This window comes from Streptomyces sp. TE5632, from assembly GCF_054061295.1.
Genome location: NZ_JBSSEA010000003.1, coordinates 1,840,826 through 1,866,811, shown reverse-complemented (window position 1 = coordinate 1,866,811; position 25,986 = coordinate 1,840,826). Strand labels below are relative to the sequence as shown.

The window sequence follows — 25,986 nt, the reverse complement described above, 5'->3', positions numbered from 1 at the left end:
GCCGGGCAAGGCCAGGGGGCCACTCGTGCATATTGCGGGCAGGGTGCGGAGGCCTTCGAGCAGTTCCAGGCGGTCGGCTGCTGCATCGGCAGCGTTCCGTGAAGCTACTCTGCTGACCCCGTCAAGAGCTCTGGAGCGCCCCCGGGCTCATTGCCAGAAGCACTCGTCGATCACGATCTGGGGGTCGGTGGCGCGGGGTGTGAAGTGGTAGCGCAGCCACCCGCGGCCATGGTCGAAGTAGAGGACGTGCTCACCACCGGGGCGGGTGGACTGGACGGGCTCCACGCTCATTCCGGCCGGCAGGTCGCGGTCGCTGTCGATGCCACGGAAGTACGGATCCTTCGCGGTGACGAGCTCGGCACGGGCGGCGTCGACCAGCGCGCAGGCATGAGCGGGAAGAGTGTTTCTGTTGCCCTCTGCTTCCTTCGTCCAGTCTGCTTGCCAGGGTGGCCCCATGAATTCGCCGGTCATCGGCCGGGCTCCGCCCTCGCGGCCGAGCGGCGGATGTGGCCGGCTTCCTCGATGAGGGCCTTGGCGCGGACGTAGTCGGGCTCCTGGGCGGCCTCGTCCTCCAGGCGGTGAACCTTGGCTTCGAGCCGGGGGTCACGAGCGAGGGCGTACTCGCTCCACCAACGGGCCATGAAGGCGGGGACGGGGGCGAGGTCGTAGGCGTCGGCGATGTCCCGCCGCCAGTGGCGGTCGAAGTCGACGAGCAGCTGCGGTGCGTGCTGGGCGATGGCGGCGCGGAGTGCCTTCGGGGTTCTCTCGGGCATGGGAGGGACGGGTGTCCCCTCCCCGAGAGGCGCGGTGGTCATGGCCGGCGGGTTCCTTTCTGAAGCAGTGCAGCAGTCAGGCGGTGGCGGGAAGCGAGGGGGACGCGTGGCCGTCGGTTTCGACGTACCGCTCCGCTTCCCCGCTCCGGCTCTTGCGCACGGCATTGCGGATCTTGGCGACGCGGTCGCGCTTGACACCGAGCAACCGCGCGACGTGTTCCACGCGACCGTACGGGATGGGGTTGCCCGGAGTCCTGGTCGTAGCGGTGCAGACCAGTTCGGCGAGCCTTTCCCGCTCCTTCTGTATTTCCTCTTCTGCCCGGCGGACGACCTCCCGCTGGCGTGCGATGGCGATCAGATCCGGACTTTTCAGATCCGCTTGATACCGGGTGTCCTCCGCATTCACACGCCCAGCATGCCATGCAGCCCTGCGTGCAACAATCAATTCTGCTGATATGCACTCGGCTGCACCGTGGCGCTCCCGGCTCCTGTCCAGTCGTGCCGGACTGATCAGTCGTGGAATCCGGCGAGTTTGGTCCCCGTCGAGTGGTCCTCGCCCTTGAGAGCTTGGACGAAGCCGCTGAAGACGTCGGCCGGGAAGGTGAGGATGGCCCTGGACGGAGCCTTTGAGTCGCGGATGGCTATGCGGGTGGGGGAGTTTGCGATCTCGACGCACTCGTTGCCGTCGCCCGGGCCCGAGTAGGACGACTTCCGCCAGGTGTCCATGGGGTTCCTCACAACTCCTTCGCCAGCCTGTGGACGAATTCACGCGCCTGTTCGGGTTCGAGTGACGCGGCCTCCACCTTACGGAAACTCGTTCGGTAGGTGTTGAGCTGAGCCTCGGAGTCGATGAAGGCCGAGCCGTGCAGCGCGTCGCGGACCACGGTGTCAAGCTTGGGCAGGGGGCCGCCAACGTACGTCATCGTGCCTGAGGCGCTGGCGAAGTCGTCCAGGTCGAAGGGGATGACGCGCACGGTGATGTGGTCCGCTTCGGAGAGTTCGAGGAGCCGGGTGAGCTGGGCCCTTGAGGTGGCACGGTCGCTGACTCTGATCCGGAGAGCCGCCTCATGGATCACCGCTTCGTACGGGATGGTGAACTCCTGGCGCGCCCTTCGGTGCTGGATGCGCAACTCGATTTCCTCAGCAGTCAGTTCCGGCAGCCTGGATGAGAAGACGGCACGCGCGTAGTCCTCCGTCTGCAGCAGGCCTGGCACGTACAGAACCGCCACGTGACGCAGGAACCGGGCGTGGTGCTCCAACTCGGACAAGTCCAGGAAAGACGTGGGGAGGAGGCCTCGGTACTTCTCCCACCAGCCGCGCGTCCGATCGGTGGCCATCGTCACCAGGGCGTCGATGAACTCCTTGTCGGTGCAGGCGTAGTGGGAGGCGAGGCGGCGAAGTCGCTGCTCGCTCACGCCCGCGAGTGCGGACTCGATATGGGTGATCTGGGCGGGGCTCACGCCGAGCAGCCCGGCTGCCTGGCGGGAGTTGAGGCCCGCGGTTTCGCGGAGTCTGCGCAGTTCAGTTGCCAGCCGCACCTGGCGTGCCGTTGGTTCGCGCCTCTTCACCATTGTCCGGCTCCCTGACGTGCTTGTAGACGCGACTCGTTCGGCGTCAGATTACGCGACCGGCTTGCCGCGTCCCTAGATTTAGATCTACCGTCGGTGACGCGACGCACACGCTGCGGCACGCCGGGGCCCCGGAAGCGCACCGCTCCGTCCTGCCACGACGGCTGCGGCAATGCCACCGCCCGCACACCGCCGTAGGGCCCAACCCCTCACTCGACGATCGGAGCTGACCCATGCCTGAAACCAGCACCACGACCGACCCCTGGGAGTACTGCCTCTACATCCCCGACGACCCCCGCGCCGTCACGATCAGCCGCCGCACCCTCCGCCTGATCCTCACCATGCACGGCCTGATCCGTCTCGTCGATACCGCCAAGCTGCTCGCCGCCGAGCTGGTCTCCAACGCCGTGCGGCACACCAAGGGACCCGCCGCGCTGCGGGTGCGGTGGGCGGCGGGGGTGTTGCGGATCGGAGCGTGGGACGCGGACCCCGCGCCGCCGGAGCCGCCGGTGCCGTTGGAACGGGTCATGGACATGGAGGAGGGGCGCGGGCTGGCGTTGGTCAAGGCCTACGCCGATCTGTGGGGGTGGCAGCCGCTGGCGAGGGAGGGCGACCGGGGCAAGGTCGTCTGGTGCGAGCTGGCCGCCGCCTGACCGAAGGGTTCGCCCTGTGGCCCGGGGACGGGCTCCCCGTCCGCGGTCAACGGCAGTGCCGCCGCGAACCGTGGCCTGTCTCCCCGGTACTGGACCGGGAACACGGCCCTCAGGCCCAGCCGTGTCCTTGTGTCGCCTGACCTGCGGGCTTCCCGGTGGCGGCACTGTCACAGGCCTCGCTTAGGATCCGCCACATGTCGTTCGCCTTCTCCGCGTCCTCCCTGCCGCCGCCCGACTTTGAGGTCGCCTCCGCCTTTCCCGAGGTCGTCCGGCTGCGGCAGGTCGCCGCCGCGGGGGACTGGGCCTCGGTGCGTCAGTACGTCGACTCCCTGCCGCAGGGAACGGACCGGGCCTTCGCGGTGGGCGTGCTGACCGAGGTGCCTGGCATCGAACAGTTGCTGCGGGAACTGATCGCCAAGGCTCCGGACGACGTGTTCGCCCTGACCGTGCTCGGTTCCCATGAGGTCGGGGCCGCCTGGGATATCCGCACCGAGGCGCGCGCCGAGGACGTCAGCCGCGAGCAGTTCGCCGCCTTCCACGCGCGCTTGGGGGAAGCCGAGAAGCTGCTCATCCGGGCCACCGCCCTCGACCCGTCCCACGACGCGGCCTGGGCCGAGCGGCTCAACACCGCTCGCGGACTGAATCTCGGGCAGAACGAGGCCCGGCGCCGGTACGACCGGCTGGCCGCTCATCATCCGCACCACTTCACCGGCCAGGCCCGCCTGCTCCAGCAGCTCCTTCCCAAATGGGGCGGGAGCTGGCAGGCCACCCACGGCTTCGCCCAGGAGTGCCTGCGGGGTGCTCCGGACGGGGCCCTGAACGGCGGCCTGGTCGCGGAGATGCACATGGAGCACTGGCTGGAGCTGCCGACCGACCGGGAACGCGCCGAGTACCTGCGGCAGCCCCACCTCCACGCCGAACTCGTGGAGGCCGCCGAGCACTCCGTGTCCCACCCGCACTTCCGGCCCACCTACGGATGGGTCACCGTCCAGGGGTGCTTCGCCGCCCTCTTCTCGCTGATCGGGGACCGCGCACGGGCCGCCGCGCACTTCCGCGCGCTGGGCAACCTGGCCTCGGAGTACCCGTGGAGCTACCTGGGTGAGCCGGCCGACGCCTACGTCAAGCACCGCGACGCCGCCTTCGCCTCGGGCTGACGGCCCACGACCCCGAGCGCGCGTCGGACCGGACCGAACCCGCCCGAACCCGCCTGAATCCCATGAACCTGACGAACGCGCCGAACAGAGGCCGAAGATGAACCCGCAGGACGCCGTCCACCTCACCGAGACCGACGGCATACCCACCCTCTTCGCACAGGCCGCCGGACCGATGCGCGCCGGACTCGTCTTCCGCGTCGGCGTCGCCGACGAGACGCTGGCCCAGGTCGGCGTCACCCACCTGGTGGAGCACCTGGCCCTGCACCGTCAGGGCCTGGCCGACTACCACTTCAACGGCGCCACCAAGGCAGCCTTCACCCACTTCCACGTGGAGGGCGCCGAACACGAGGTGGTCGCCTCCCTGCAGGGCGTCTGCGACTCCCTCGCCGCCCTGCCCATGGAGCGCCTGGAGACCGAGAAGGAGATCCTGCGCACCGAGGAGTCACGGCGCGAGGCCCCCCGACTGCCGCTGTGGCGCTACGGCGCCCAGGGATACGGTCTGGTCAGCTACCCGGAGTGGGGTGCGCGGAACCTGGGTCCGCAGGACGTGGAAGCCTGGGTACGGAACTGGTTCACCCAGGGCAACGCCGTGCTGTGGGTCGCCGGTGAGCGCCTGCCGGCCGGACTCACGCTCAAGCTGCCCGCCGGGCCGCGCCGTTCCCTGCCCGCCGTCACCTCCGCCCTTCCCGCCACCCCCGCCTACTTCTCCGACGGCACGGGCGGCGTGCTGCTGGACGCCGTCGTCGCCGACAGCACCGCCGCCCGGCTGTACGCGGGTGTTCTCGAGCGGGAGCTGTCCCGCGCCCTGCGCCAGGAGGGCGGCTTCTCGTACACGGCGGCAGCCGACTACACCGCGCGCCGTGACGGTTTCGCCGTGGTGACGGCCTTCGCGGACGCCCTGCCGGCCAAGCAGGACGCGGTGCTCGGCGGCTTCGTCGACGTCCTCGCCGCGCTCCGGGCGGGCCGGATCGGCCAGGGCGACCTGGACGCGGTCCGCACCCGGGCCGACAGCGCGCTGACCGCGCCCGACGCGGCCGCACTGAGGCTGCCCGGAGCGGCGGAGGACCTGCTCGCCGGACGGCCCTCGCGCACCCCGGACGAACTGCGCGCCGAGTTGCGGGCGGTGACGCCCGAGCACCTGCACAGGGTGGCCGTGGAGGCGGAGGGAACGGCTCTGATGCAGGTGCCCAGTGGGCACAGGGCGGACTGGGCCGGGTACACGGAGGCCCCGACGAGCTCGTCGTACGCCGTGACCGGGCGGCGGTTCGCCTCGAAGAGCCGTGACGGTTCGACGCTGACGGTGGGAGCGGAGGGGGTCAGTCTGACGGCGGGCGCGCAGGACGGCACGGAGTGCGCGGTGACCGTGCCCTACCGCGCCTGCGCGGCCATGCTGAGCTGGCCGGACGGCGGCCGTCGGCTCATCGGCACCGACGGTCTGGTCGTCGACGTGGAACCCGGTCTGTACGGCGTCGACGCACACACCGTGGCCACCGTGGACGCCGCCGTGCCGCCGACCGCTGTGGTGCGGCTGCCGCCCCGGGAGCGGACGCCCGCGCCGGAACCGGCCCCTGGCGGGAGCGGCGCGACCCGCGCCGGTTCGTCGGAGCGGGCCACGGCCACCCGGCGGACCGGCCTCCAGACGGCGGCCCTGGTCGTCTCCGCACTGTTCGGCGTCCTGCTCGGCTTCCTGGCTCTCTCGGTCACGGTCTTCGGGGCCGACGAGCCGGACACCAGTACCGGTGATTGGGTCGCCACCGCGGGCTTCATGTGGGGACTCACCGGACTGGTGACCTGGCCGGCTGTCCGCATCCTGCGCCGCACCCGGCGGGTGTGACCGGTACCGGGGCCTGCCGCTATCGGCCGTACGGGTATCCGTACGGCTGTCCCTGAGCAGGTGCTGTCGGTGTGTTGTACGCCGACGGCACCACCTGCGTCGGCTGCCGTCCGTCGAAGACGGCGAACAGCAGCATCACCGTCGCCGTCAGCAGGCACAGCAAGGCGACGGCGCCCAGGATCGGGTCTCCGTCGCGGGACGTGAGGGAGGACCACGACAGCGTCACGCACTCGTAGAGGACGAAGGCGGCGAACGCCCCCCAGTCCGAGCCCCGACCGCGGCGGATCGCCACGTACAGGAACGGAACCCACACCAGCAGGCCCAGCGAGCCCCACACCAGGACCGACCAGGCGATCCGCTGGAACCAGCCGGCTTCCAGACGCTTTTCCATCTCTACCCCCCGAGGCAGTGCAGGGGGCAAGATTAAGCCACCGGGCGGCGCGGGCGGGCCCGGTCAGGAAGTCTGCTTCACGCCCTTCGGGGCGTCCGCCGCCGTTGTGCTCCGGTAAGCGGTGATCTCCTGGCCGATGTTTTCGGAGGCGTTCTTGTCGACGTAGTCGTTCTGCGCGAAGGGTGCCCCGGTGATCCCGGTGATCTCTCTCCAGGCGGCGCCGCCCGGCTTGGTGCGGTCGGACTTGGCGGCAAGGGCCGTCGACGCAGGTGTGCAGGTGTCGCCGTCGCCCCGGCCTCGCCCGGGGCGACGGCGAAGCCGGGGCGCCGATGTCGGCGGCGGTGCCGGAAGTCGCGGTGAATCGTTGGTCGAATGGGTTGGCCAGAGCCCGGCCGCTGCCTACTATCGATCACCGCAGGACTTTGTGCACCGCCGCACAAGCTCTCCTCAGGAGGTTTCCTTGCACCGCCGTCGTCGCACCGCGCTCCTCCTCACCGCCGCCCTCACGGCAGCGGCCCCCCTGCTCACCGCCTGCGGGAACGACGCGCATCCCGGCGCGGCGGCCGTCGTGGGCGGCCAGCGGATCACGGTGTCGCAGCTGGAGAACCGGGTCGGCGAGATCCGCGCGGCCCAGCGGGAGGCGGTGCCGGAGGCCCAGTACGAGCAGGCCATCGCCCGCACCGGCAGCCTCACCCGCGACACCCTGCACGGCATGGTCCTCGACCGTGTGCTGGAGCGCGCCGCGCGTGACGCCGGGGTGACCGTCACCCCCAAGGAGGTCCAGGGGATGCGGGCCGGCCTGGAGCAGCAGGCCGGCGGAGCCGAGGCGCTGGAGACGGCCTGGCTGCAGCAGTACGGCATCCCGCCGCGGCGCCTCGACGACAACCTCCGCCTCCAGGTCCAGGCGCAGAAGCTCGCGCAGCGGCTCGGCACCGACACCAGCCGGCCGGAGTTCTGGCAGGCCCTGTCCGAGGCGAGCAGGAAGCTCGACGTCGACCTCAATCCGCGCTACGGCACCTGGGACGACGAGAAGAGCAGCCGCGTCGACGCCAGGACCCCGTGGGTCCGGGACGTCACGGTGGACGGGACCCAGCCGATCGCCTGACGCGCCGGGCATACCGTCACACCATGCCGGCCCCCTGTGGACAACTTTCGGGGGCCGGTGGCGCCGTGGGTTAGTTTCGGATCGTGAACGCAACCAGCCCCGCGGCCCCCTCCGCCGCACCGCCCGGCCGCATCGTCCTGCTCACCACCAGCCACCGCGTCGCGCCCGGCCTGCTGTCCTGGCCCGCCTGGCAGGCCCTGCACGCCGCCGACCGGGTGCTGTGCGCGGACGGCGCCCACCCGCAGCTGCCGTATCTGCGGGAGGCGGAGATAGCGGTCGACGAGGCGTCCCCGACCGCCCAGGACCTGGTCGAGGCCTGCGCCGGCGGGCGGACCGTGGTCGTCGTGGCGACGGGAGAGGGCGAACCCGCCCTGACCGACGGCCTGGCCCGTCTCGCGGGCACCGGCCGCGTCCGGATGCCGGAGCTGGAACTGCTCCCCGCCTCCTACGACCTGCCGGGCGCCCGCCTGCTCGACCTCGTCCAGGTCATGGACCGCATCCGGGCCGAATGCCCCTGGTCCTCACTGCAGACCCACAAGGGCCTGGCCAAGTACGGCATCGAGGAGGCGTACGAACTCGTCGAGGCGATCGAGGAGGGCGACCGGGACGAACTGCGCGAGGAACTGGGCGACGTCCTCCTCCAGGTCGTCTTCCACGCCCGGATAGCCGAGGAGCACCCGGAGGAGCCCTTCTCCGTCGACGACGTGGCCGGCGGCATCGTCGCCAAGCTCATCCACCGCCACCCCCATGTCTTCGGCGACGAGACGGCGACCACCCCCGAGGAGGTCAAGGCGCACTGGCTGCGCACCAAGGCCGTCGAGAAGCAGCGCACCTCGGTCACCGAGGGCGTCCCGCTCGGCCAGCCCGGCCTGGCCCTCGCCGCCAAGCTGGCCTCCCGCGTCCGCACCGCGGGCCTGGACGTCCCTCTGCCCCGGGCCGAGGGCATCGGCTACGACCTGCTCGCCCTGGCAGTGCGGGCCGAGGCGGAGGGCGTCGACCCGGAGGCGGCCCTGCGCGCGGCGGCCCGCGCGTACCGGGACGCGATACGAGCCAGCGAGGAGACGGGTGGGAAATAACGGGAGGGCCTTCGAGGAGAAGAGGACAGATACGGTCGGGGCGTGACCGACCAGCACCAGCCTCAGCCCGAGAACACCGCGCCCGAACTCTTCACCTGGGAGTTCGCGAGCAACCCGTACCCCGCCTACGCCTGGCTGCGTGAGTACGCGCCCGTGCACCGGACGCGGCTGCCCAGCGGGGTGGAGGCCTGGCTGGTCACCCGGTACGCCGACGCCCGGCAGACCCTCGCCGACCCCCGCCTCTCCAAGAACCCGGCGCACCACGACGAGCCCGCCCACGCCAAGGGGAAGACCGGCATCCCCGGTGAGCGCAAGGCCGAGCTGATGACGCACCTGCTCAACATCGACCCGCCGGACCACACCCGGCTGCGCAGACTGGTCAGCAAGGCGTTCACACCGCGCCGCGTCGCCGAGTTCGAGTCCCGGGTGCAGGAGCTCACCGACGGGCTCATCGACCGGTTCGCGGAGCGCGGCTCCGCCGACCTCATCCACGAGTTCGCGTTCCCGCTCCCCATCTACGCCATCTGCGACCTGCTCGGCGTCCCCCGGGAGGACCAGGACGACTTCCGGGACTGGGCGGGCATGATGATCCGGCATCAGGGTGGGCCCCGGGGCGGGGTCGCCCGGTCGGTGAAGAAGATGCGCGGCTATCTCGCCGACCTCATCCACCGCAAACGGGAGGCACTGCCCGCCGAACCCGCCCCCGGCGAGGACCTCATCTCCGGCCTGATCCGCGCCTCCGACCACGGCGAGCACCTCACCGAGAACGAGGCCGCCGCCATGGCGTTCATCCTGCTGTTCGCCGGTTTCGAGACCACCGTCAACCTGATCGGCAACGGCACCTACGCGCTGCTCACCCACCCCGAGCAGCGCGAGCGCCTGCAAGCCTCACTCGCCGCAGGGGAGCACGGGCTGCTGGAGACCGGTGTGGAGGAACTCCTGCGCTACGACGGGCCCGTGGAGCTGGCCACCTGGCGGTTCGCCACCGAGGCGCTCACCCTCGGCGGGCAGCACATCGCGGCCGGCGACCCGGTCCTCGTCGTCCTGGCCGCCGCGGACCGCGACCCGGAGCGGTTCGCCGACCCCGACGTGCTCGACCTCGCACGGCGGGACAACCAGCACCTGGGGTACGGCCACGGCATCCACTACTGCCTGGGCGCCCCGCTGGCCCGGCTGGAGGGCCAGACCGCGCTCGCCACGCTGCTGACCCGGCTGCCGGACCTCAGGCTCGCGTCGGATCCGGCCGAACTGCGCTGGCGCGGCGGACTCATCATGCGCGGACTGCGCACCCTGCCGGTGGAATTCAGCCCATGGCCGAAGTGATTTCCTGAACGGTCACCGGACGTCTGACGTAGCGATCCGCCGGACGGGCCCGTGACGGCCGCCGGGTTGCCGCCGAAGTGGCTTTTGTGCAGCCTCCGCATGCCTCCGGCGTGACCGTCGGGACCCCTCCGGACACGGTCCGTCGCCTCGTCGCCGAAGTGGCACAAACGTGACACCCACTCAACTCTGTGATCTCCGTGTGATCTGCGCGGCATGAACTTGTGACAAGTGATTGTCTGCGGCTACGTTCACCCATCAAGCACGGTGCCTCGGTTGCACAGCTGCGCAGTTCGACTCGCCGTGCGGGTAACTGTTGTCCTGCGAAAGGTCTCCGCATGCTCTCCGGGAACGGTCGTCACCGTCGCCCCCGCCAGGCTCCGGCTCTTGTCGTCGCTGCCGGAGTGACCGGCTCAGCCATCGCGATTCCGCTTCTCGGGGCCAGCGGCGCCAGCGCGGCCGAGGGCGCGACCTGGGACCGGGTCGCGGAGTGCGAGTCCGGTGGCTCATGGAGCCAGAACTCCGGCAACGGCTACTACGGCGGCCTGCAGTTGACCCAGACGGACTGGGAGAAGTACGGCGGCCTCGACTACGCGTCCAGCGCCGACCAGGCCAGCCGCGGCCAGCAGATAGCCGTGGCCGAGAAGGTCCTCGCCGACCAGGGGGTCGGCGCGTGGCGGGCCTGCGGCCTGCTGGCGGGCCTGAACACCGACTCGGGCAAGGCCGGTGTGGACACCGGTGCGGACGGCGGCTCGTCGTACGACTCCTCCGGTACCGGAAGCTCCGCCACTCCGTCGCCCTCGCAGTCCTCCGAAGCCTCGTCGGACAACAAGGGCAACAAGGGCAATAAGGGCGCCGATAGCGGTAAGGGGAAGAAGACGGACGAAGCCTCCAAGTCCGGCGGTTCGGACGCCGAGCCCGGCGCCTCTCCCTCCGCTTCCGCTTCCCCCTCCGCCTCGGCCTCCGCCAAGGGTGGGGACTCGGGCAAGTCGGGGCAGGAGGCGGGTTCTTCGGACGCGTCCGCGAGCGAGGCCCCCACCGGCCGCCACCGCGGCGCCAGCGCCGAGGAGGAGGTGCGCGAGGACCGCGAGTCCGGAGCTTCCGGCCGGCACGCCTCACGCGGCGGTCTCGGTTTCTCGCGAGGCCTCGACGTCTCGTCCCCGGCCGACAGGGCCCCCGCGGGCACCGGAATCGACTCCTCGGCTGCCGCCGACTCCCTCGCGCTCGGCGGCGGATGGCTCGCCCAGTACGGCGGGGGCGGCGAGGGTGCGGGTGCGGCGGCTTCCCATCTCATCCTTTTCGGATCGAGTGAAGGCTGACCTTCGAAAAGGTGCGTCGATGGCGGCAGTTGAGGTCACGGTTCGCGCTGAATGTCCGTTATAAAGACGATGAGAGATAGGTCTCAGAAGCCCTGATCGTCTTTGATTATCCGCCGGGCGCGTGTCTACCGTCAGGACCGCTCGCCACCGCGGGCCCCGGCTGCCGCCACGCCGAATCCTGCCAGTGGCAGCACGGGAACAGCCGTCGCGTCATGCGCCGTAGGCAGGAGCGGGGGAACCAAGGTAGGCGCCGGAGCCGGTGATTGACGCCGGATTCGGCTAGGGGTGGAGCCGCGTCCCGTGAGGGACGCGGCCGGGCAACTCAACCGGCCCGAACCCGACAGCTCACCTCGTAGGCGTCGGTGAGGGGATCCTTCCATGCTGTTTTCCGGCAAGGGCAAGCACCGTCGTCCGTCCAAGGCCACCCGGGTCATCGCCGTAGCCGGCGTCACCGGTGCCGCCGTCGCCGCCCCGCTGCTGGCGGTCGGCAACGCTTCCGCCGCCACCGCCTCCGAGTGGGACACCGTCGCCCAGTGCGAGTCCGGCGGCAACTGGTCCATCAACACCGGCAACGGCTACTACGGCGGTCTGCAGTTCTCCGCCTCCACCTGGGCCGGCTACGGCGGCACGCAGTACGCCGCCACCGCCGACCAGGCCAGCAAGGCCCAGCAGATCGAGATAGCCGAGAAGGTCCTCGCGGGTCAGGGCAAGGGTGCCTGGCCCGTCTGCGGCAAGGGCCTGTCCAACGCCGCCCACACCGGGGGCGGCTCGACCGAGGGCACCGGCAACCAGAGCGCCGGGAACCAGAACAGCGGTTCCTCGCAGGGCACCCAGAAGCAGAACGCCCAGAAGCAGAACACCCAGGAGCAGAACACCGGCTCCGCCCCCGAGCGCTCCACCGAGCAGAAGGCCTCCCGCTCCGACGAGCGTCCGGCCGCCGAGAAGAAGACCGTCACCACCCCGACCGGCGAGAAGGTCGAGAAGGGCGACGGCGAGTACAAGGTCGTCAAGGGCGACACCCTCAGCTCGATCGCCGAGGAGCACGACGTCAAGGGCGGCTGGAACAAGCTGTTCGAGCTGAACGACGACATCGTCGAGGACGCCGACCTCATCTACCCGGGCCAGCAGCTGCACCTGAAGTAAGGCGGCGGCCGCAGGCTCAGGGCTCCGTCCCCGCGGAGCCCCCGCCCCGTCCCCACGGGGCCTCCCCCGTCCCCACGGGGGCTCCCCGCCCCGGTGCGTGTTCCCCGTACGCACCGGGGCGGGGCTTTTCCGTATATAACGGATCTTTTCGGTGCTCGCTGCTCGGTGCCGGCCGGCGGGCGCGAGGGTGGTCCCGGTTTCCGGGCCCGTCTTTGTTCCGTTCGGAAACAATTTACTCTCGGTTCCGTCCGAGGGGCGGCCGACCGGATGGCCGATCGCCCGGAGCCGGATAGGCTCGGTCCCGCAGGGCCCCGGTGGCCCGGCTGATCCACGTCACATCCATGAAGGAGATGCTCGTGCCGTCCATCGACGTCGTCGTAGCCCGGGAAATCCTGGACTCCCGAGGCAACCCCACCGTCGAGGTCGAGGTCGGCCTCGACGACGGCAGCACGGGTCGTGCCGCCGTCCCGTCCGGCGCCTCCACCGGCGCCTTCGAGGCCATCGAACTCCGTGACGGCGACCCCGACCGTTACCAGGGCAAGGGAGTGGAGAAGGCCGTCCTGGCCGTCATCGAGCAGATCGGCCCGGAGCTGGTCGGCTACGACGCCACCGAGCAGCGCCTGATCGACCAGGCGATGTTCGACCTGGACGCCACCGACAACAAGGGCTCCCTCGGCGCCAACGCCATCCTCGGTGTCTCCCTGGCCGTCGCCCACGCCGCCTCCGAGGCCAGCGACCTGCCCCTCTTCCGCTACCTGGGCGGACCCAACGCGCACCTGCTGCCGGTGCCGATGATGAACATCCTCAACGGCGGCTCGCACGCGGACTCCAATGTGGACATCCAGGAGTTCATGATCGCCCCGATCGGTGCGGAGTCCTTCTCCGAGGCCCTGCGCTGGGGCACCGAGGTCTACCACACCCTGAAGAAGGTGCTGAAGAGCCGCGGCCTGTCCACCGGCCTCGGCGACGAGGGCGGCTTCGCCCCGAACCTCGGCTCCAACCGCGAGGCCCTCGACCTCATCCTCGAGGCCATCAAGGAAGCCGGTTACGCCCCGGGCGAGCAGATCGCCCTCGCGCTCGACGTCGCCGCCTCCGAGTTCTACAAGGACGGCTCGTACCTCTTCGAGGGCAAGGAGCGCTCCGCCGCCGAGATGACGGAGTACTACGAGGGGCTCGTCGCGGACTACCCGCTCGTCTCCATCGAGGACCCGCTGTTCGAGGACGACTGGGACGGCTGGAAGGCCCTCACCGGCAAGCTCGGCGACAAGGTCCAGATCGTCGGCGACGACCTGTTCGTCACCAACCCGGAGCGCCTGGCCCGCGGCATCGAGGAGGACGCGGCCAACGCCCTGCTGGTCAAGGTGAACCAGATCGGTTCGCTCACCGAGACCCTGGACGCCGTCGAGCTGGCCCAGCGCAACGGCTTCAAGTGCATGATGTCGCACCGCTCCGGCGAGACCGAGGACGTCACCATCGCCGACCTGGCCGTCGCCACCAACTGCGGCCAGATCAAGACCGGCGCCCCGGCCCGCTCCGAGCGCGTGGCCAAGTACAACCAGCTGCTGCGCATCGAGGAGATCCTCGACGACGCCGCGGTGTACGCGGGCCGCAGCGCCTTCCCGCGGTTCCGCAACGCCTGACGACGCGGCTCAGCTCTGCCGGTCGTCCGTACGTCCCCGGACACGGTCCCGTACCGTGTCCGGGGACGTACGCGCGTATGACATGGGAACGGGAGACGGGGACATGGCCGTGAAGGACCGGGACCGTTTCTCCACCGCGACCAGGATCCGGCTGATCGGTGAGCAGACCGCGGCCCGGGTCTACCGCTCGCAGACCAAACGCCAGGCCCGCCGCTCCCGGCTGACCGGCCGGGCGGCGCTGCTCGCCCTGGTGGTCTGCTCGCTGATCGTGGCGCTGGCCTACCCCATGCGGCAGTACGTGTCCCAGCGCGCCGAGATCGCCGACCTCCAGCAGGAGCAGGACGAGGCCCGCCGGCGGGTCGAGCAGCTGCGCGACCTCAAGGCGCGCTGGCAGGACGACGCCTACGCCGAGCAGCGGGCCCGTGAGCGGCTGCACTACGTCATGCCCGGCGAGACCGGCTACATCGTGATCGACCCGGGCACGGCCGAGAAGTCGCGCACCGACCTCGGAGCGGCGGACCGCCCCTGGTACGCGAACGTCTGGGACGGGGTCGACAAGTCCGACGCCGCCGCGCGGTGAGCCCCCGGGTTTAGCCTTATTACCCTCAGCCGTCGTTCCGGGCCACCAACCTTCCGGAGCCCCTTCCGGAGCCCTCTGGGCCTTCTGAAGCCCTCAGGAGTCCTCCAGGAGTCCTCAGGAGTCCTCAGGAGTTCTCCAAGAGTCCTCCAGGAGTCCGGAAAAGCCCGCACGCCCCGTACAGAGACCCGCAGAAAGACACGTATGGACACCCTCCCGCCCACGACCCCGCGCACCGAGCCGACCGACGCGGACGTCGAGGCCTTCAAGCAGCAGCTCGGACGGCCCCCGCGCGGGCTGCGCGCCATCGCGCACCGCTGCCCCTGCGGACAGCCCGACGTCGTCGAGACCGCACCCAGGCTGCCCGACGGCACCCCCTTCCCGACGCTGTACTACCTGACGTGCCCGAAGGCGAACTCCGCGATCGGCACGCTGGAGGCGAACGGCGTGATGAAGGAGATGACGGAGCGGCTGGCGACGGACCCGGAGCTGGCGGCCGCCTACCGCGCGGCGCACGAGGACTACATCCGGCGCCGTGACGAGATCGAGGAACTGAAGAACTTCCCGAGCGCCGGCGGGATGCCGGACCGGGTGAAGTGCCTGCACGTCCTGGTCGCCCACTCGCTGGCCGCCGGCCCCGGCGTCAACCCGCTGGGCGACGAGGCGCTCGCGATGCTGCCGGAGTGGTGGCGCAAGGGCCCGTGCGTGACCCTGCCCGGCGACACGCCGACCGCCCCGAAGGAGGACGCGCAGTGAGCGCGGGGTCCCGGGTGGCCGCCGTCGACTGCGGCACCAACTCGATCCGGCTCCTGGTGGCCGACGCCGACCCGCGGACGGGTGAACTCGTCGACCTGGACCGGCGCATGACGGTCGTCCGGCTCGGTCAGGACGTCGACCGCACGGGTCGGCTCGCCCCCGAGGCGCTGGAGCGGACGTTCACCGCCTGCCGCGAGTACGCGGAGATCATCAAGAAGCACGGTGCGAAGCGCCTGCGCTTCGTGGCCACCTCCGCCTCCCGCGACGCCGAGAACCGGGACGCGTTCGTACGCGGGGTGCTGGACATCCTCGGTGTGGAGCCCGAGGTCATCTCCGGCGACCAGGAGGCCGAGTTCTCCTTCACCGGTGCCACCAAGGAACTGACGGGACGTGCGGACCTGCGCCGCCCGTTCCTGGTCGTGGACATCGGCGGTGGCTCCACCGAGTTCGTCGTCGGCGACGACCGCGTGCGCGGGGCCCGGTCCGTCGACGTGGGCTGTGTGCGGATGACCGAGCGGCACCTGGTGCGGGACGGGGCGGTGGCGGACCCGCCGACCGAGCGGCAGATCGCGGCGATGCGCGCCGACATCGAGGCCGCCCTCGACCGGGCCGAGGAGACGGTCCCGCTGCGCGAGGCGCGCACCCTGGTCGGCCTGGCCGGATCGGTCACGACGGTCTCGGCGATCGCCCAGGGGCTTCCCGCGTACGACTCGGCGGCCATCCATCACTCCCGGGTCTCCCAGGAACGCGTCCGCGAGATCACCGAGTGGCTCCTGCGTGCCACCCACGCCGAGCGCGCGGCGATCCCGTCCATGCACCCGGGCCGCGTCGACGTGATCGGCGCGGGCGCTCTCGTCCTCCTCTCGATCATGGAACGGATCGACGCGAAGGAGGTCGTGGTCAGCGAGCACGACATCCTGGACGGTATCGGCTGGTCTTTGGCGATCGACGAGGGATGAGACGAGGAGAGACGGGACGTTACAGGTTTCGGTAGACGTCCCGTCGGTTGCCCACCTTGACGACGAGGACGACGAGTTCACCGTCGTTGATCTGGTAGGCGATCCGGTAGCTGCCGACCCGAAGCCGGTAGAGCCCTGAGGGGCCGGTGAGCTTCTTGACGTCGGCGTCCTCGCGGTACGGATCGTCACCGAGCGCGGTCAGCGCGGTCAGGATGCGCATGGCATCAAGTCGGCTGATGGACCGGAGCTGCCGCTGTGCTGCCGTGGTGAACCTGAACGCGTACTTCACGCCGCGCCTTCACCGCGCTCGTCGAACAGATCCGCCAGCAGCTCGGCCATCGAAACGGTGGGCCCGCCGTCGGCCAGGACTGCTTCCGCCTCGCGAGCCAGCATCACGTCGGCGGCCTCCTCCAGTGCCTCGAAGTCGGTGATCGGAACGACCGCGGCCACTGGGGCGCCGTTGCGTGTGATGACGGTCGGAGTGCCTTCCTCGGCCCGGTTGATGTGTTCCGCCAGGTGTGCGCGCGCTTCCCTGACGGTCACGGTGTTGTCGGTCATGGATCAAGTGTACGCACTTTCGTGTACACGTCGCCAGGCGTGGGAGTCGCGTTCGCGGGACATCCTCGACGGCGTCGCGTGGTCCGTCGCCGCCGGCGCGTAGCACTCTGCTGAGCAGCGTGGACAGCGTTCGAGCGGTGAGGGGAAGGGGTCGATCGGCCCCTTCCCGAGGGTGTCGGCGGGAAAGTTCGTGAAGTTCTTCACAAGGAATCGGGCCCGGCGAGTCGAAGAAGAGGGCCCGGTTGACCCTTTCGGGCTGCCAAACACCCTTTGAACACGTTCAGAAGGTGTGGGCGAGTGTCCCCGGATCGGTCACCGCAGGGGTCTGGTTTACGGCCTCGTGGTGCCCCGAAATTCGAAGAGGGGCAGCTCGCGAGGTATTGACAACGGGCCGCGCGGAGCACTCGTTCCCGTTTCCCGGCATGGGCTTGATCACAAAAGCCGGGAAGTGTAACACAGGCGCTGAACAAGCTTGTGAAGGGGCGCACGAGCCCGCCCCCGAGGGGCGGGGGATACTCGATGGCATGAGCACCACGGAGCGTCCCAGGATCCTCGTAGTAGGCGGTGGGTACGTAGGCCTGTACGCAGCTCGGCGCATCCAGAAGAAGATGCGTTACGGCGAGGCGACCGTCACCGTCGTCGACCCGCGGTCGTACATGACCTACCAGCCCTTCCTGCCCGAAGCCGCCGCCGGCAACATCTCCCCGCGGCACGTCGTCGTTCCCCTGCGACGCGTGCTCCCCAAGGCGGAGGTCCTCACCGGCCGGGTCACCACCATCGACCAGGACCGCAAGGTCGCCACGGTCGCGCCGCTGGTCGGCGAGGCCTACGAGCTGCCCTTCGACTACCTGGTGATCGCGCTCGGCGCGGTCTCCCGCACCTTCCCGATCCCCGGCCTCGCCGAGCAGGGCATCGGCATGAAGGGCATCGAGGAGGCCATCGGCCTGCGCAACCACGTCCTCGAGCAGCTCGACAAGGCCGACTCCACCACGGACGAGGAGATCCGCCGCAAGGCGCTCACCTTCGTCTTCGTCGGCGGTGGCTTCGCGGGCGCGGAGACCATCGGTGAGGTCGAGGACCTGGCCCGGGACGCGGCCAAGTACTACAAGAACGTGTCCCGTGAGGACATGCGCTTCATCCTCGTCGACGCCGCCGACAAGATCCTCCCCGAGGTGGGTCCGAAGCTCGGCCAGTACGGCAAGGAGCACCTCGAGAGCCGCGGCGTCGAGGTCTACCTCTCCACCTCCATGGACTCCTGCGTCGACGGCCACGTCGTGCTGAAGAACGGCCTCGAGGTCGACTCCAACACCATCGTGTGGACGGCGGGCGTCAAGCCGAACCCGGCCCTGGCCCGCTTCGGCCTCCCGCTGGGCCCGCGCGGCCACGTCGACACCCAGCCGACCCTCCAGGTCACCGGCAGCGACTACATCTGGGCCGCGGGCGACAACGCCCAGGTGCCGGACCTCGTGGGCCGCAAGGCCGGCAACGAGAACGCCTGGTGCCCGCCGAACGCCCAGCACGCGCTGCGCCAGGCCAAGGTGCTCGGCGACAACGTGGTCTCCGCCATGCGGGGCTTCCCGCAGAAGGAGTACAGCCACGCCAACAAGGGCGCGGTGGCGGGCCTGGGCCTGCACAAGGGCGTCGCGATGATCGTCGTCGGCAAGATGAAGATCAAGCTCAAGGGCCGTCTCGCCTGGTACATGCACCGGAGCTACCACGGCATGGCGATGCCGACGTGGAACCGCAAGATCCGGGTCTTCGCCGACTGGACGCTCGCCATGTTCCTCAGGCGCGAGGTCGTCTCGCTGGGTGCGATCCAGTCCCCGCGCGAGGAGTTCTACGAGGCCGCGAAGCCGGCCCCGGTGCCCGCGGCCGCCGAGCCGGTGAAGACCGAGAAGGCCGAGGCCAAGGCTTCCTGACCCGCCGGTCTTCGGGCCCGGACCCGTCCGGCCCCAGGACCATCGGTCACCCGAAGGGGTCGCCCGCCATCCGTGGTGCGGGCGGCCCCTTCGGTGCTTTTGCCCGTTCCTGACGCGCGCCGGGTACCGTCCGGCGGCCCGCAGGTGTTTACGTGGTGAGGACATTCCGGGACTGCCTTCCCCGAGCTCTCGACCTCGCTCGAGCAGGGGACGCACCTAGCGGAGGTGTACACCATGAGAGACGCCGCTCCGCGGCTGAAGGGCCTCGTCGAACAGTTGCTGGGCACACCCGTCCCGCTGCGCATCCGCGCCTGGGACGGATCACAAGCCGGCCCCCCGGGCGCACCGACCCTCGTCGTACGCAACCGCCGGGCCGTGCGCCATCTGCTGTGGAAGCCGGGCGAACTCGGCCTCGCCCGCGCCTGGGTGACCGGCGACCTCGGCATCGACGGCGACCTCTACACCACCCTCGACCTGATCTCCGGCCTCGTCTGGGAGCGCGATGAGGACGCCCCCACCCCGGCCCGGTCGCTGCGCGACCCCGAGGTCCGCTCCGCCGTCCGCGGCCTCCTCGTGCTGGCCGGCCCGCCGCTGCCGCCCGGCCCGCCTCCGGAGGAGGCCCGCAGGCCCCGCCGCGGCCTGCACACCAAGCGCAGCGACCGACGTGCCATCAGCCACCACTACGACGTCGGCAACGACTTCTACGAGGTCGTCCTCGGCCCGTCCATGGTGTACTCCTGCGCCTACTGGCCGGCCCCGCCCCCGCAGGGCACCCTCGAGGAGGCCCAGCGCGACAAGCTGGAACTCGTCTGCCGCAAGCTCGCCCTGACGCCGGGCCGGCGCCTGCTGGACGTCGGCTGCGGCTGGGGCTCCATGGCGATCCACGCGGCCCGCGAGCACGAGGTGAACGTCGTCGGCATCACCCTCTCCGAGGAGCAGGCCGCCTACGCCCGTAAGCGCGTCGCCGACGAAGGGCTCACCGACCGCGTCGAGATCCGGGTCCAGGACTACCGGGACGTCCCGGACGGCCCCTACGACGCGATCTCCTCGATCGGCATGGCCGAACACGTCGGCTCCCAGCGGTACCTGGAGTACGCCACGGCCCTGCACCGCCTCCTGGAGCCCGGCGGACGGCTGCTGAACCACCAGATCGCGCGCCGCCCGCAGGGAAACGAATCGGCGTACCGCCTGAACTCGTTCATGGACGCCTACGTCTTCCCCGACGGTGAACTCGCCCCCGTGGGCACCACGGTGTCCCTGCTGGAGCGGGTCGGCTTCGAGGCGCGCGACGTCGAGTCGATCCGCGAGCACTACGCCCTCACCCTGCGCCGCTGGGTGACGAACCTGGAGGCGGGCTGGGAGCGGGCCGTCGCGCTCGTCGGCCCGGGACGCGCCCGCGTCTGGCTGCTGTACATGGCCGCCTCCGCACTCGCCTTCGAGCACGGCCGCATCGGCGTCAACCAGGTGCTGGCCGTGAAGACCCCCGACTCCGGCACCTCCGGCCTCCCCCTGCGCGCCCGCACCTGGAACTGACCGGCTCACCCCGGGTCCTGACGCGAAGAGGCGGGCCCCGTTGCGGTGACCGGTCGTCGGTCACCGCAACGGGGCCCGCCCGCGCGTGCTGTTCGGTTACTCGGCTACTCGGTCTTGATCGCCTGCAGCATGTTCAACCGTGCCGCCCGCCGGGCCGGCCACAGCGCCGCCAGGACGCCCACGACACCGGCCAGCAGCAGGAAGAGCGCCAACCGGTCCCAGGGCAGGACCAGTTCGTACGTCGACATTTTGGTACCCAGGAGCCGGCCGGCCGCCCAGCCGAAGAACACGCCCAGCCCGATGCCGAGCACCCCGCCGAACAGGGAGATCACCAGGGACTCCAGGCGGACCATCCGCTTGACGCCCCTGCGGTCCAGGCCGACCGCGCGGAGCATGCCGATCTCCTGGGACCGCTCGAACACCGACATGGCCAGGGTGTTGATGACCCCGATCACCGCGACGAGCACGGCCATGGCCAGCAGCCCGTAGACCATGTTCAGTACCAGCGTGAACATCTGCGCCAACTCGTCGGAGAGGTCCTGCTTGTCCTGGATCTTGATCGCGGGGTTGGTGCCGAGGGCCTTCGCCAGGTTGTCCTTCGCCGTGTCGGAGGCGCCGCCGGAGGTCTTCACCAGGACCAGCATGTCGCCCGGGTCCGACTGGTGCGGGGCGAGCGTCGCGGTGTCGAGCATGATGCCGCGGAACATCTCGTTGCCCTCGTAGACCCCGGCGACCGTCAACTTCTGCTTCTTGCCGTCCTCGTAGGCGACGGTGAGACCGGAGCCGGCCTTCCAGCCGCGGCGCTCGGCCGTTTCGTGGTCGACGACGATCCGCGTGCCGCCCACCTCGAAGGCGCCCTCCCGGACCGGGAACTCGGTCAGCTCGCCGATCGCGGCGCCGTCGACGCCGGTCAGGAAGACGGTCTCCCCGCCGATGCGGGCCGCCGCGTTGCGCATGGGGCTGGTGGCGGCGACGCCGTCGGCCTCCCGCAGCGTGCGCCCCACGTCCGGCGTCAGCCCGTGACCGTTCGCCATGGACACCACGTAGTCGGCCTTGATCGAGGAGGCCGCCATCTTGTCGATGGACTTCTGCAGGCTGCCCGCCACCACCGTCATACCGGTGATCAGGGTGAGTCCGATCATCAGCGCGGACGCGGTCGCGGCGGTGCGGCGCGGATTGCGCACCGAGTTCTGCCGGGCCAGCTTCCCGGACACCCCGAAGACGCGGAGCACCGGAGCCGCGGCGGCGATCAGCGGACGGGACAGCAGGGGTGTCAGGACGAACACACCGATGATCAGCAGCACCGCGCCGAGCCCCATGGGGGCCTGGCCGTCCGAGGCGTCCATCGTCGTGGCCACGAGGACCACCGCGACACCGGCCCCCGCGAAGAGCGCGCCGAGCGTGTTGCGCAGCACCAGCGACTTGGTCGTCGCCTGGGCGTGCACCGAGCTCATCGCCGCCACCGGCGGGATCTTCGCGGCCCGGCGCCCGGGCAGCCAGGCGGCGAGCATGGTGATCAGGACGCCGACCGCGAACGCGGTGCCGACGGTGCCCGGCGTGACCACCAAGGGGCCGTCGGGCATGGTCGCACCCAGCGAACCCACCAGGGAACGCAGCCCGGCGCCGATGCCGACACCGGTGAGCAGCCCGACCACGGCGGCGACCGCCCCCACCAGGAACGCCTCGATCAGCACCGACCGCGTGACCTGCCGGCGGGAGGCGCCGACCGCGCGCATCAGCGCCAGTTCCCTGGTGCGCTGGGCGACCAGCATGGTGAAGGTGTTGGCGATGATGAACGTACCGACGAACAGTGCGATACCGGCGAACACCAGCAGGCCCTGCTTCAGACCGCTCATCGACGAGGCGATCATCTCCGCCTGTTCGTCGGCGAGTTCGCCGCCGGTCCTGGTGCTGACGGCGCCGGCGGGCAGCGCCTTCTCCAGCTGCGACCGCAGCGTGGCCTCGGAGACGCCGTCCTTCGCCTTGACGGCGATCTCGTCGAACGTGCCCGCCTTGCCGAACAGCTTCTGCGCGGTCGCGGTGTCGAACAGGGTGAGGCTTCCACCGGCCGCGACATTGCCGTCGTCCGTGGTGAAGACACCGGTGACGACCGGCTCCAGCACGGGACCGTCGACCGACATCCGTACGGTGTCACCGACCCGGTAGCCGGTGCGCTTGGCGGTCTCGGAGTCGATGAGGATCTCACCGGCGCCCTTGGGTGCGCGTCCGTCGGTCAGCGGGTAGCGGGGGTCGTCGTCGCCCCAGTAGTTGCCGCCCTGCGACTGGAAGCCGTCGCCGACCAGCTTGCCGTCCTTGCCGGCGAGGGCGGTGAACCCCTGGACGACCCCGATGGCCCGCGCGGCGCCGGGCACCCCGGCGCTGTCGTCGACCATGGCCGGCGTCAGCTCGTGGTACTCGCCGACCTTGTCGCCCTCGGGCTCCTTCCACTCGGCGGTGACGGCGACGTCGATGTGGTCGAAGCCCTTGGCGGACTGCTTCTGGAGGGCGTTGGAGATGGTGTTGGTGAAGACCAGGGTCCCCGACACGAAGGCCACGCCGAGCATCACGGCGAGCACGGTCATCAGGAGCCGGGCCTTGTGCGCGAGCACATTGCGCAAGGCGGTACGGAACATTGGGTGTCTTCTCGAGTCCAGAGGTACGAGGGCGGGGGTGCGGGACGTGCAGCGGGGCGTCGGGACGCCTACCGGTGACTGGGCCTCAATCAGCTTCGTAAACAGAGCTGATGACGCTTACTCAGCTGGTGCGGCCCTTGGCGTCGAACTTCTTCATGCGGTCGAGCACCGAGTCGGCCGTCGGCCCGTGCATCTCGTCCACGATCCTGCCGTCCGCGAGGAACACCACCCGGTCCGCGTAGGCCGCGGCGACCGGGTCGTGGGTCACCATGACCACCGTCTGCCCCAGCTCACGCACGGAGTTGCGCAGGAAGCCGAGCACCTCGGCGCCGGAACGGGAGTCGAGGTTGCCGGTGGGCTCGTCGCCGAAGATGATGTCGGGCCGGGAGGCCAACGCCCGTGCCACGGCGACCCGTTGCTGCTGGCCGCCGGACAGCTGCGCGGGCCGGTGGCTCAGCCGGTCGGACAGGCCGACCATCCGGATCACCGTGTCCAGCCACTCCTTGTCCGGCTTGCGCCCCGCGATGTCCATCGGAAGGGTGATGTTCTCCAGGGCCGTGAGGGTCGGCAGCAGGTTGAACGCCTGGAAGATGAAGCCGATCTTGTCCCGGCGCAGCTTGGTCAGCTGCTTGTCCTTCAGGGAGCCCAGCTCGGTGTCACCGATGCGCACGGAACCGGACGAGAACGTGTCGAGACCGGCGACGCAGTGCATCAGCGTGGACTTGCCGGACCCCGACGGGCCCATGATCGCGGTGAACTCTGCCTGCTGGAAGCCGACGGAGACCTGGTCGAGGGCGACCACCTGGGTCTCGCCCTGGCCGTAGATCTTCGACAGGTCCGTGGCGCGCGCGGCCACGGCGATGGTCCGGTCGGCAATGGGTGCGGTGGTCACGGGATGGGCACTCCTGTCGGGACGACTGTTTCGCGACGACGTCTTTCGCGACGGCCTGTGGTGCGACGACGCGTTGCGTGGGAACGGGGACGTGGTCCATCGTTTCGCGCGCTCACCGCCGTTTAGTCACCCGCTGCTCCGGTTGTGGGGGGCGACTCGGGGCTGACCACCGGGGCCGCCGTCATACCTGGGGATGACGGCCGACCCTGACCCCGGGGGGAGACAACCCGAGCGGCGGACATCGTCAGAACAGGTGGAGTGCCCTTGTTCATACGGTGAAATTCCGTCATTCCGCATGCGCGGCCGGCCCCCGCCCGCAAGGCTGGTGGCAAGTGCTGATGGCGTTTTCCGTGGCCTGATGCACCCTCAGGCGCCAATAAAATAAGACAACATGGGGTCACCACCCCGCTGCGGGGGAGAGGGGTCCCGATAGGCTCGGCGTGTGCCCGACGCGGAGCCCATGGCCTGCCCGGATGGTGGAATGCAGACACGGCGAGCTTAAACCTCGCTGCCCCGGCGAGGGGCGTGCCGGTTCAAGTCCGGCTCCGGGCACCATCCACGCTCAGGGGGCCTTCCAGGGGCGTCAGTGAGGCGGCCCGGCCCGTGTGGGATCGGCACGCTCGGGGCGTCGTTGACGAGTCCGCCCGTCCGCACCCGCTGAGCGGTTCGCATTGAGCGGCCGGGGCACGTGCTCGCGTACGACTGCGCACTCGCATATGAGTACGGCGACTCATCGGAAACGGGTCATGGGGATGTGATGATCCGGGTGTCCGGGGCGGTCCGTGCTTCGGGGGTCTCTCGACGGGGGTGGGGACTGTGGTCGTTTCGGCGTGGCTGCGGGTGCTGGTCGCGGGGGTGGCCGTGCTGGGTCTTGCCGGGTGCAGCAAGGCGGACCGGGCGGTGATCGGGGCGCCGGGCTGTCCGGACGGGGGGTCCGGGCGTCCGGAGCCGGCGCGTCCGGAGCCCGGTGCGGTGTGGGCCTACGGGCCGCACTTCGGTCCGCCCGCCGGTGCGCGGGCCGGGGGCGCGGTGCCGGGGTGGTCGGACGTCGTCTCGGTCGCCGACAGCGGCCACACCACCGTGGCGGTGAAGGCCGACGGCACCGTCTGGGCGTACGGCCACAACATCAAGGGTTCCCTGGGGCACGGCGCACACGAACGCGTCTACGAGGGTGAGCCGCGCCGGGTGGCCGGGATCAGTGACGCGCGCTCCGTCCACGTCGGCGGTTCGACGTTCTTCGTCGTACGGCGGGACGGCGCGGTGACGGCCTGGGGGGCGGAGAACATCCTGGTCAACGCGGGAAAGCGGCAGGGGCACGACGGTGTGACCACGCCCCGGGCCGTCCCCGGCGCCGACCACGTCGTCTCCATGGGGCCGGGCTCCCTCACCATGTTCGCCCTGCGGTCCGACGGACGGGTGCTCGGGTGGGGCGTCAACCTCACCGACGTCCTGGGGGACGAGGACGGCACCGGCCTGACGGAGATCGACGGCGTCGAAGGCGTCGTCGACGTGGCCTCGGCGGGCGGCGCGGTGGTCGCGCTGAAGGGCGACGGCCGGGTCTGCGCCTGGGGGAACAACGCTCACGGGTTGCTCGGCGTGGAGCCGCGCGGTGGTCAGACCGGGCGTCCGGTGCTGGTACCGGGGCTGGAGGACATCGTGCGGGTGGCGGGCGGCAACGACCTCGCGCTCGCCCTCGACGAGGACGGCGCCGTCTGGGCCTGGGGGCGCGGGGCGAGCGGTGCCCTCGGTGACGGCGACACCTCGGAGCACTCCTCGGCGAAGCCGGTCCGGGTGCGGGGCCTTCCCGCCATTCGGAGTATCGGGGCCTTCCAGAACACCGGCCTCGCCATCGACACCGACGGCGGGCTCTGGGGCTGGGGCTCCGGACTGGTGCTGGGCGACCACGGCAAGGGCCGGGCCGGTGGGGCGCCCGTGCGCATCCCCGCTCCCGGGCCGGTCCTCGACGTCTCCGGTCGGCATGTGATCGTCGAGGCGGCCTCCGAGGAAACCGAGGGCGCCGTGGGAGCGACCGGCTGGGGGTGATCTCCGGCCGGTTCCGGACAGGTTCCAGGTCCGTCATGGTTCGGGCCCCTGTGGTGAGGGGAATCACGCGGCCGCGTAGCGTGTTGCGCAGCATGACAGGGGAAAGATCCTCCCGAGGTAGGGGGGTCATTCCTTTGCCT

General features: G+C 70.5%; 25 protein-coding genes, 1 tRNA gene and 1 riboswitch. Of the genes, 16 read left to right on the top strand and 10 right to left on the bottom strand.

Features of this window, described 5'->3' with window-relative positions; translation table 11 throughout:
- Window positions 1-147: 147 nt before the first annotated feature.
- The 5 genes from ACVW19_RS13530 to ACVW19_RS13510 all read right to left on the bottom strand — a co-directional run bounded on the left by ACVW19_RS13530 (window position 148) and on the right by ACVW19_RS13510 (window position 2,344).
- A complete protein-coding gene (locus ACVW19_RS13530; RefSeq protein ID WP_381207482.1) occupies window positions 148-471 on the bottom strand; it encodes a hypothetical protein in 324 nt (107 codons plus the stop codon).
- Window positions 468-815: a DUF6247 family protein gene (locus ACVW19_RS13525; protein WP_457459587.1), complete on the bottom strand. Its 348-nt coding sequence runs from the start codon at window positions 813-815 to the stop codon at window positions 468-470. The genes ACVW19_RS13530 and ACVW19_RS13525 overlap by 4 nt, the downstream gene beginning before the upstream one ends.
- 34 nt (window positions 816-849) lie before the next feature.
- A complete protein-coding gene (locus ACVW19_RS13520) occupies window positions 850-1,179 on the bottom strand; it encodes a hypothetical protein (protein WP_457459585.1) in 330 nt (109 codons plus the stop codon).
- 104 nt (window positions 1,180-1,283) lie between these two features.
- Complete coding sequence (locus tag ACVW19_RS13515; protein ID WP_457459583.1) at window positions 1,284-1,499, bottom strand: DUF397 domain-containing protein; 216 nt, start codon at window positions 1,497-1,499, stop codon at window positions 1,284-1,286.
- A gap of 8 nt (window positions 1,500-1,507) precedes the next feature.
- Window positions 1,508-2,344, bottom strand: coding sequence for a helix-turn-helix domain-containing protein (locus ACVW19_RS13510; RefSeq protein ID WP_457459581.1), 837 nt, complete (start codon window positions 2,342-2,344; stop codon window positions 1,508-1,510).
- 230 nt (window positions 2,345-2,574) lie between these two features.
- Here ACVW19_RS13510 and ACVW19_RS13505 point away from each other — a divergent pair, with 230 nt between their 5' ends.
- From ACVW19_RS13505 to ACVW19_RS13495, 3 genes are all read left to right on the top strand, one after another.
- Window positions 2,575-2,994, top strand: coding sequence for an ATP-binding protein (locus ACVW19_RS13505; RefSeq protein ID WP_457459579.1), 420 nt, complete (start codon window positions 2,575-2,577; stop codon window positions 2,992-2,994).
- A 194-nt stretch (window positions 2,995-3,188) separates the two neighbouring features.
- The gene (locus ACVW19_RS13500; protein ID WP_457459577.1) at window positions 3,189-4,148 is read left to right on the top strand and encodes a hypothetical protein; all 960 of its coding nucleotides are present in this window, start codon (window positions 3,189-3,191) and stop codon (window positions 4,146-4,148) included.
- A 97-nt stretch (window positions 4,149-4,245) separates the two neighbouring features.
- Window positions 4,246-5,982 (top strand): M16 family metallopeptidase, encoded by a 1,737-nt coding sequence (locus ACVW19_RS13495; RefSeq protein ID WP_457459576.1) that lies wholly within the window; start codon window positions 4,246-4,248, stop codon window positions 5,980-5,982.
- Window positions 5,983-6,001: 19 nt separating this feature from the next.
- Here the strand turns inward: ACVW19_RS13495 and ACVW19_RS13490 are convergent, their stop codons facing one another.
- Window positions 6,002-6,373: a hypothetical protein gene (locus ACVW19_RS13490; protein WP_457459574.1), complete on the bottom strand. Its 372-nt coding sequence runs from the start codon at window positions 6,371-6,373 to the stop codon at window positions 6,002-6,004.
- Window positions 6,374-6,833: 460 nt separating this feature from the next.
- Here ACVW19_RS13490 and ACVW19_RS13485 point away from each other — a divergent pair, with 460 nt between their 5' ends.
- The 9 genes from ACVW19_RS13485 (at window position 6,834) to ACVW19_RS13445 (ending at window position 16,268) form a co-directional block, all read left to right on the top strand.
- Complete coding sequence (locus ACVW19_RS13485) at window positions 6,834-7,478, top strand: SurA N-terminal domain-containing protein (protein WP_457459572.1); 645 nt, start codon at window positions 6,834-6,836, stop codon at window positions 7,476-7,478.
- Between the two features lie 83 nt (window positions 7,479-7,561).
- Entirely contained in the window at window positions 7,562-8,554 is a 993-nt protein-coding gene (locus ACVW19_RS13480; RefSeq protein ID WP_457459570.1) for a nucleoside triphosphate pyrophosphohydrolase, read from the top strand.
- 42 nt (window positions 8,555-8,596) lie between these two features.
- Window positions 8,597-9,877 (top strand): cytochrome P450 family protein, encoded by a 1,281-nt coding sequence (locus ACVW19_RS13475; protein ID WP_457459568.1) that lies wholly within the window; start codon window positions 8,597-8,599, stop codon window positions 9,875-9,877.
- A 335-nt stretch (window positions 9,878-10,212) separates the two neighbouring features.
- Window positions 10,213-11,193, top strand: coding sequence for a transglycosylase family protein (locus ACVW19_RS13470; RefSeq protein WP_457459567.1), 981 nt, complete (start codon window positions 10,213-10,215; stop codon window positions 11,191-11,193).
- A 205-nt stretch (window positions 11,194-11,398) separates the two neighbouring features.
- Window positions 11,399-11,567, top strand: a riboswitch (cyclic di-AMP (ydaO/yuaA leader).
- 4 nt (window positions 11,568-11,571) lie between these two features.
- Entirely contained in the window at window positions 11,572-12,336 is a 765-nt protein-coding gene (locus ACVW19_RS13465; RefSeq protein WP_457459565.1) for a transglycosylase family protein, read from the top strand.
- Between the two features lie 356 nt (window positions 12,337-12,692).
- Window positions 12,693-13,976, top strand: coding sequence for a phosphopyruvate hydratase (gene eno, locus ACVW19_RS13460; RefSeq protein ID WP_457459564.1), 1,284 nt, complete (start codon window positions 12,693-12,695; stop codon window positions 13,974-13,976).
- Between the two features lie 103 nt (window positions 13,977-14,079).
- Entirely contained in the window at window positions 14,080-14,556 is a 477-nt protein-coding gene (locus ACVW19_RS13455) for an FtsB family cell division protein (protein WP_457459563.1), read from the top strand.
- 201 nt (window positions 14,557-14,757) lie between these two features.
- Entirely contained in the window at window positions 14,758-15,309 is a 552-nt protein-coding gene (locus tag ACVW19_RS13450; protein ID WP_457459562.1) for a DUF501 domain-containing protein, read from the top strand.
- Complete coding sequence (locus ACVW19_RS13445) at window positions 15,306-16,268, top strand: Ppx/GppA phosphatase family protein (RefSeq protein ID WP_457459561.1); 963 nt, start codon at window positions 15,306-15,308, stop codon at window positions 16,266-16,268. The genes ACVW19_RS13450 and ACVW19_RS13445 overlap by 4 nt, the downstream gene beginning before the upstream one ends.
- Before the next feature lie 19 nt (window positions 16,269-16,287).
- Here ACVW19_RS13445 and ACVW19_RS13440 read toward each other — a convergent pair whose 3' ends face one another.
- Both ACVW19_RS13440 and ACVW19_RS13435 read right to left on the bottom strand, forming a co-directional pair.
- The gene (locus ACVW19_RS13440; RefSeq protein ID WP_457459559.1) at window positions 16,288-16,557 is read right to left on the bottom strand and encodes a type II toxin-antitoxin system RelE family toxin; all 270 of its coding nucleotides are present in this window, start codon (window positions 16,555-16,557) and stop codon (window positions 16,288-16,290) included.
- Window positions 16,554-16,826 carry a type II toxin-antitoxin system Phd/YefM family antitoxin gene (locus ACVW19_RS13435; RefSeq protein WP_361454999.1) on the bottom strand — a complete coding sequence of 91 codons (273 nt, stop codon included), beginning with the start codon at window positions 16,824-16,826 and terminating at the stop codon, window positions 16,554-16,556. Before ACVW19_RS13435 ends, ACVW19_RS13440 begins: the two co-directional genes overlap by 4 nt.
- Window positions 16,827-17,350: 524 nt before the next feature.
- On the opposite strand from ACVW19_RS13435, the gene ACVW19_RS13430 reads away from it, so the two are divergent.
- Window positions 17,351-18,745, top strand: coding sequence for an NAD(P)/FAD-dependent oxidoreductase (locus tag ACVW19_RS13430; protein WP_457459557.1), 1,395 nt, complete (start codon window positions 17,351-17,353; stop codon window positions 18,743-18,745).
- 234 nt (window positions 18,746-18,979) lie between these two features.
- Entirely contained in the window at window positions 18,980-20,278 is a 1,299-nt protein-coding gene (locus tag ACVW19_RS13425; protein ID WP_457459555.1) for a class I SAM-dependent methyltransferase, read from the top strand.
- A 104-nt stretch (window positions 20,279-20,382) separates the two neighbouring features.
- Here the strand turns inward: ACVW19_RS13425 and ACVW19_RS13420 are convergent, their stop codons facing one another.
- Complete coding sequence (locus ACVW19_RS13420) at window positions 20,383-22,911, bottom strand: ABC transporter permease (RefSeq protein ID WP_457459553.1); 2,529 nt, start codon at window positions 22,909-22,911, stop codon at window positions 20,383-20,385.
- Window positions 22,912-23,032: 121 nt separating this feature from the next.
- Window positions 23,033-23,803, bottom strand: a complete 771-nt coding sequence (locus tag ACVW19_RS13415) for an ABC transporter ATP-binding protein (protein ID WP_457459551.1) — start codon at window positions 23,801-23,803, stop codon at window positions 23,033-23,035.
- Between the two features lie 467 nt (window positions 23,804-24,270).
- On the opposite strand from ACVW19_RS13415, the gene ACVW19_RS13410 reads away from it, so the two are divergent.
- Window positions 24,271-24,358: transfer RNA gene (locus tag ACVW19_RS13410), tRNA-Leu, on the top strand.
- A 261-nt stretch (window positions 24,359-24,619) separates the two neighbouring features.
- Window positions 24,620-25,846, top strand: coding sequence for an RCC1 domain-containing protein (locus tag ACVW19_RS13405; protein ID WP_457459549.1), 1,227 nt, complete (start codon window positions 24,620-24,622; stop codon window positions 25,844-25,846).
- Window positions 25,847-25,986 lie beyond the last annotated feature (140 nt).

Excerpts from the sequence above, each read along its gene's own strand:
- ACVW19_RS13530 (WP_381207482.1), bottom strand. The coding sequence starts at position 471 with ATGACCGGCGAATTCATGGGGCCACCCTGGCAAGCAGACTGGACGAAG.
- ACVW19_RS13525 (WP_457459587.1), bottom strand. The coding sequence starts at position 815 with ATGACCACCGCGCCTCTCGGGGAGGGGACACCCGTCCCTCCCATGCCC.
- ACVW19_RS13515 (WP_457459583.1), bottom strand. The coding sequence starts at position 1,499 with ATGGACACCTGGCGGAAGTCGTCCTACTCGGGCCCGGGCGACGGCAAC.
- ACVW19_RS13510 (WP_457459581.1), bottom strand. The coding sequence starts at position 2,344 with ATGGTGAAGAGGCGCGAACCAACGGCACGCCAGGTGCGGCTGGCAACT.
- ACVW19_RS13505 (WP_457459579.1), top strand. The coding sequence starts at position 2,575 with ATGCCTGAAACCAGCACCACGACCGACCCCTGGGAGTACTGCCTCTAC.
- ACVW19_RS13500 (WP_457459577.1), top strand. The coding sequence starts at position 3,189 with ATGTCGTTCGCCTTCTCCGCGTCCTCCCTGCCGCCGCCCGACTTTGAG.
- ACVW19_RS13495 (WP_457459576.1), top strand. The coding sequence starts at position 4,246 with ATGAACCCGCAGGACGCCGTCCACCTCACCGAGACCGACGGCATACCC.
- ACVW19_RS13490 (WP_457459574.1), bottom strand. The coding sequence starts at position 6,373 with ATGGAAAAGCGTCTGGAAGCCGGCTGGTTCCAGCGGATCGCCTGGTCG.
- ACVW19_RS13470 (WP_457459567.1), top strand. The coding sequence starts at position 10,213 with ATGCTCTCCGGGAACGGTCGTCACCGTCGCCCCCGCCAGGCTCCGGCT.
- ACVW19_RS13465 (WP_457459565.1), top strand. The coding sequence starts at position 11,572 with ATGCTGTTTTCCGGCAAGGGCAAGCACCGTCGTCCGTCCAAGGCCACC.
- ACVW19_RS13455 (WP_457459563.1), top strand. The coding sequence starts at position 14,080 with ATGGCCGTGAAGGACCGGGACCGTTTCTCCACCGCGACCAGGATCCGG.
- ACVW19_RS13450 (WP_457459562.1), top strand. The coding sequence starts at position 14,758 with ATGGACACCCTCCCGCCCACGACCCCGCGCACCGAGCCGACCGACGCG.
- ACVW19_RS13435 (WP_361454999.1), bottom strand. The coding sequence starts at position 16,826 with ATGACCGACAACACCGTGACCGTCAGGGAAGCGCGCGCACACCTGGCG.
- ACVW19_RS13430 (WP_457459557.1), top strand. The coding sequence starts at position 17,351 with ATGAGCACCACGGAGCGTCCCAGGATCCTCGTAGTAGGCGGTGGGTAC.
- ACVW19_RS13425 (WP_457459555.1), top strand. The coding sequence starts at position 18,980 with ATGAGAGACGCCGCTCCGCGGCTGAAGGGCCTCGTCGAACAGTTGCTG.
- ACVW19_RS13420 (WP_457459553.1), bottom strand. The coding sequence starts at position 22,911 with ATGTTCCGTACCGCCTTGCGCAATGTGCTCGCGCACAAGGCCCGGCTC.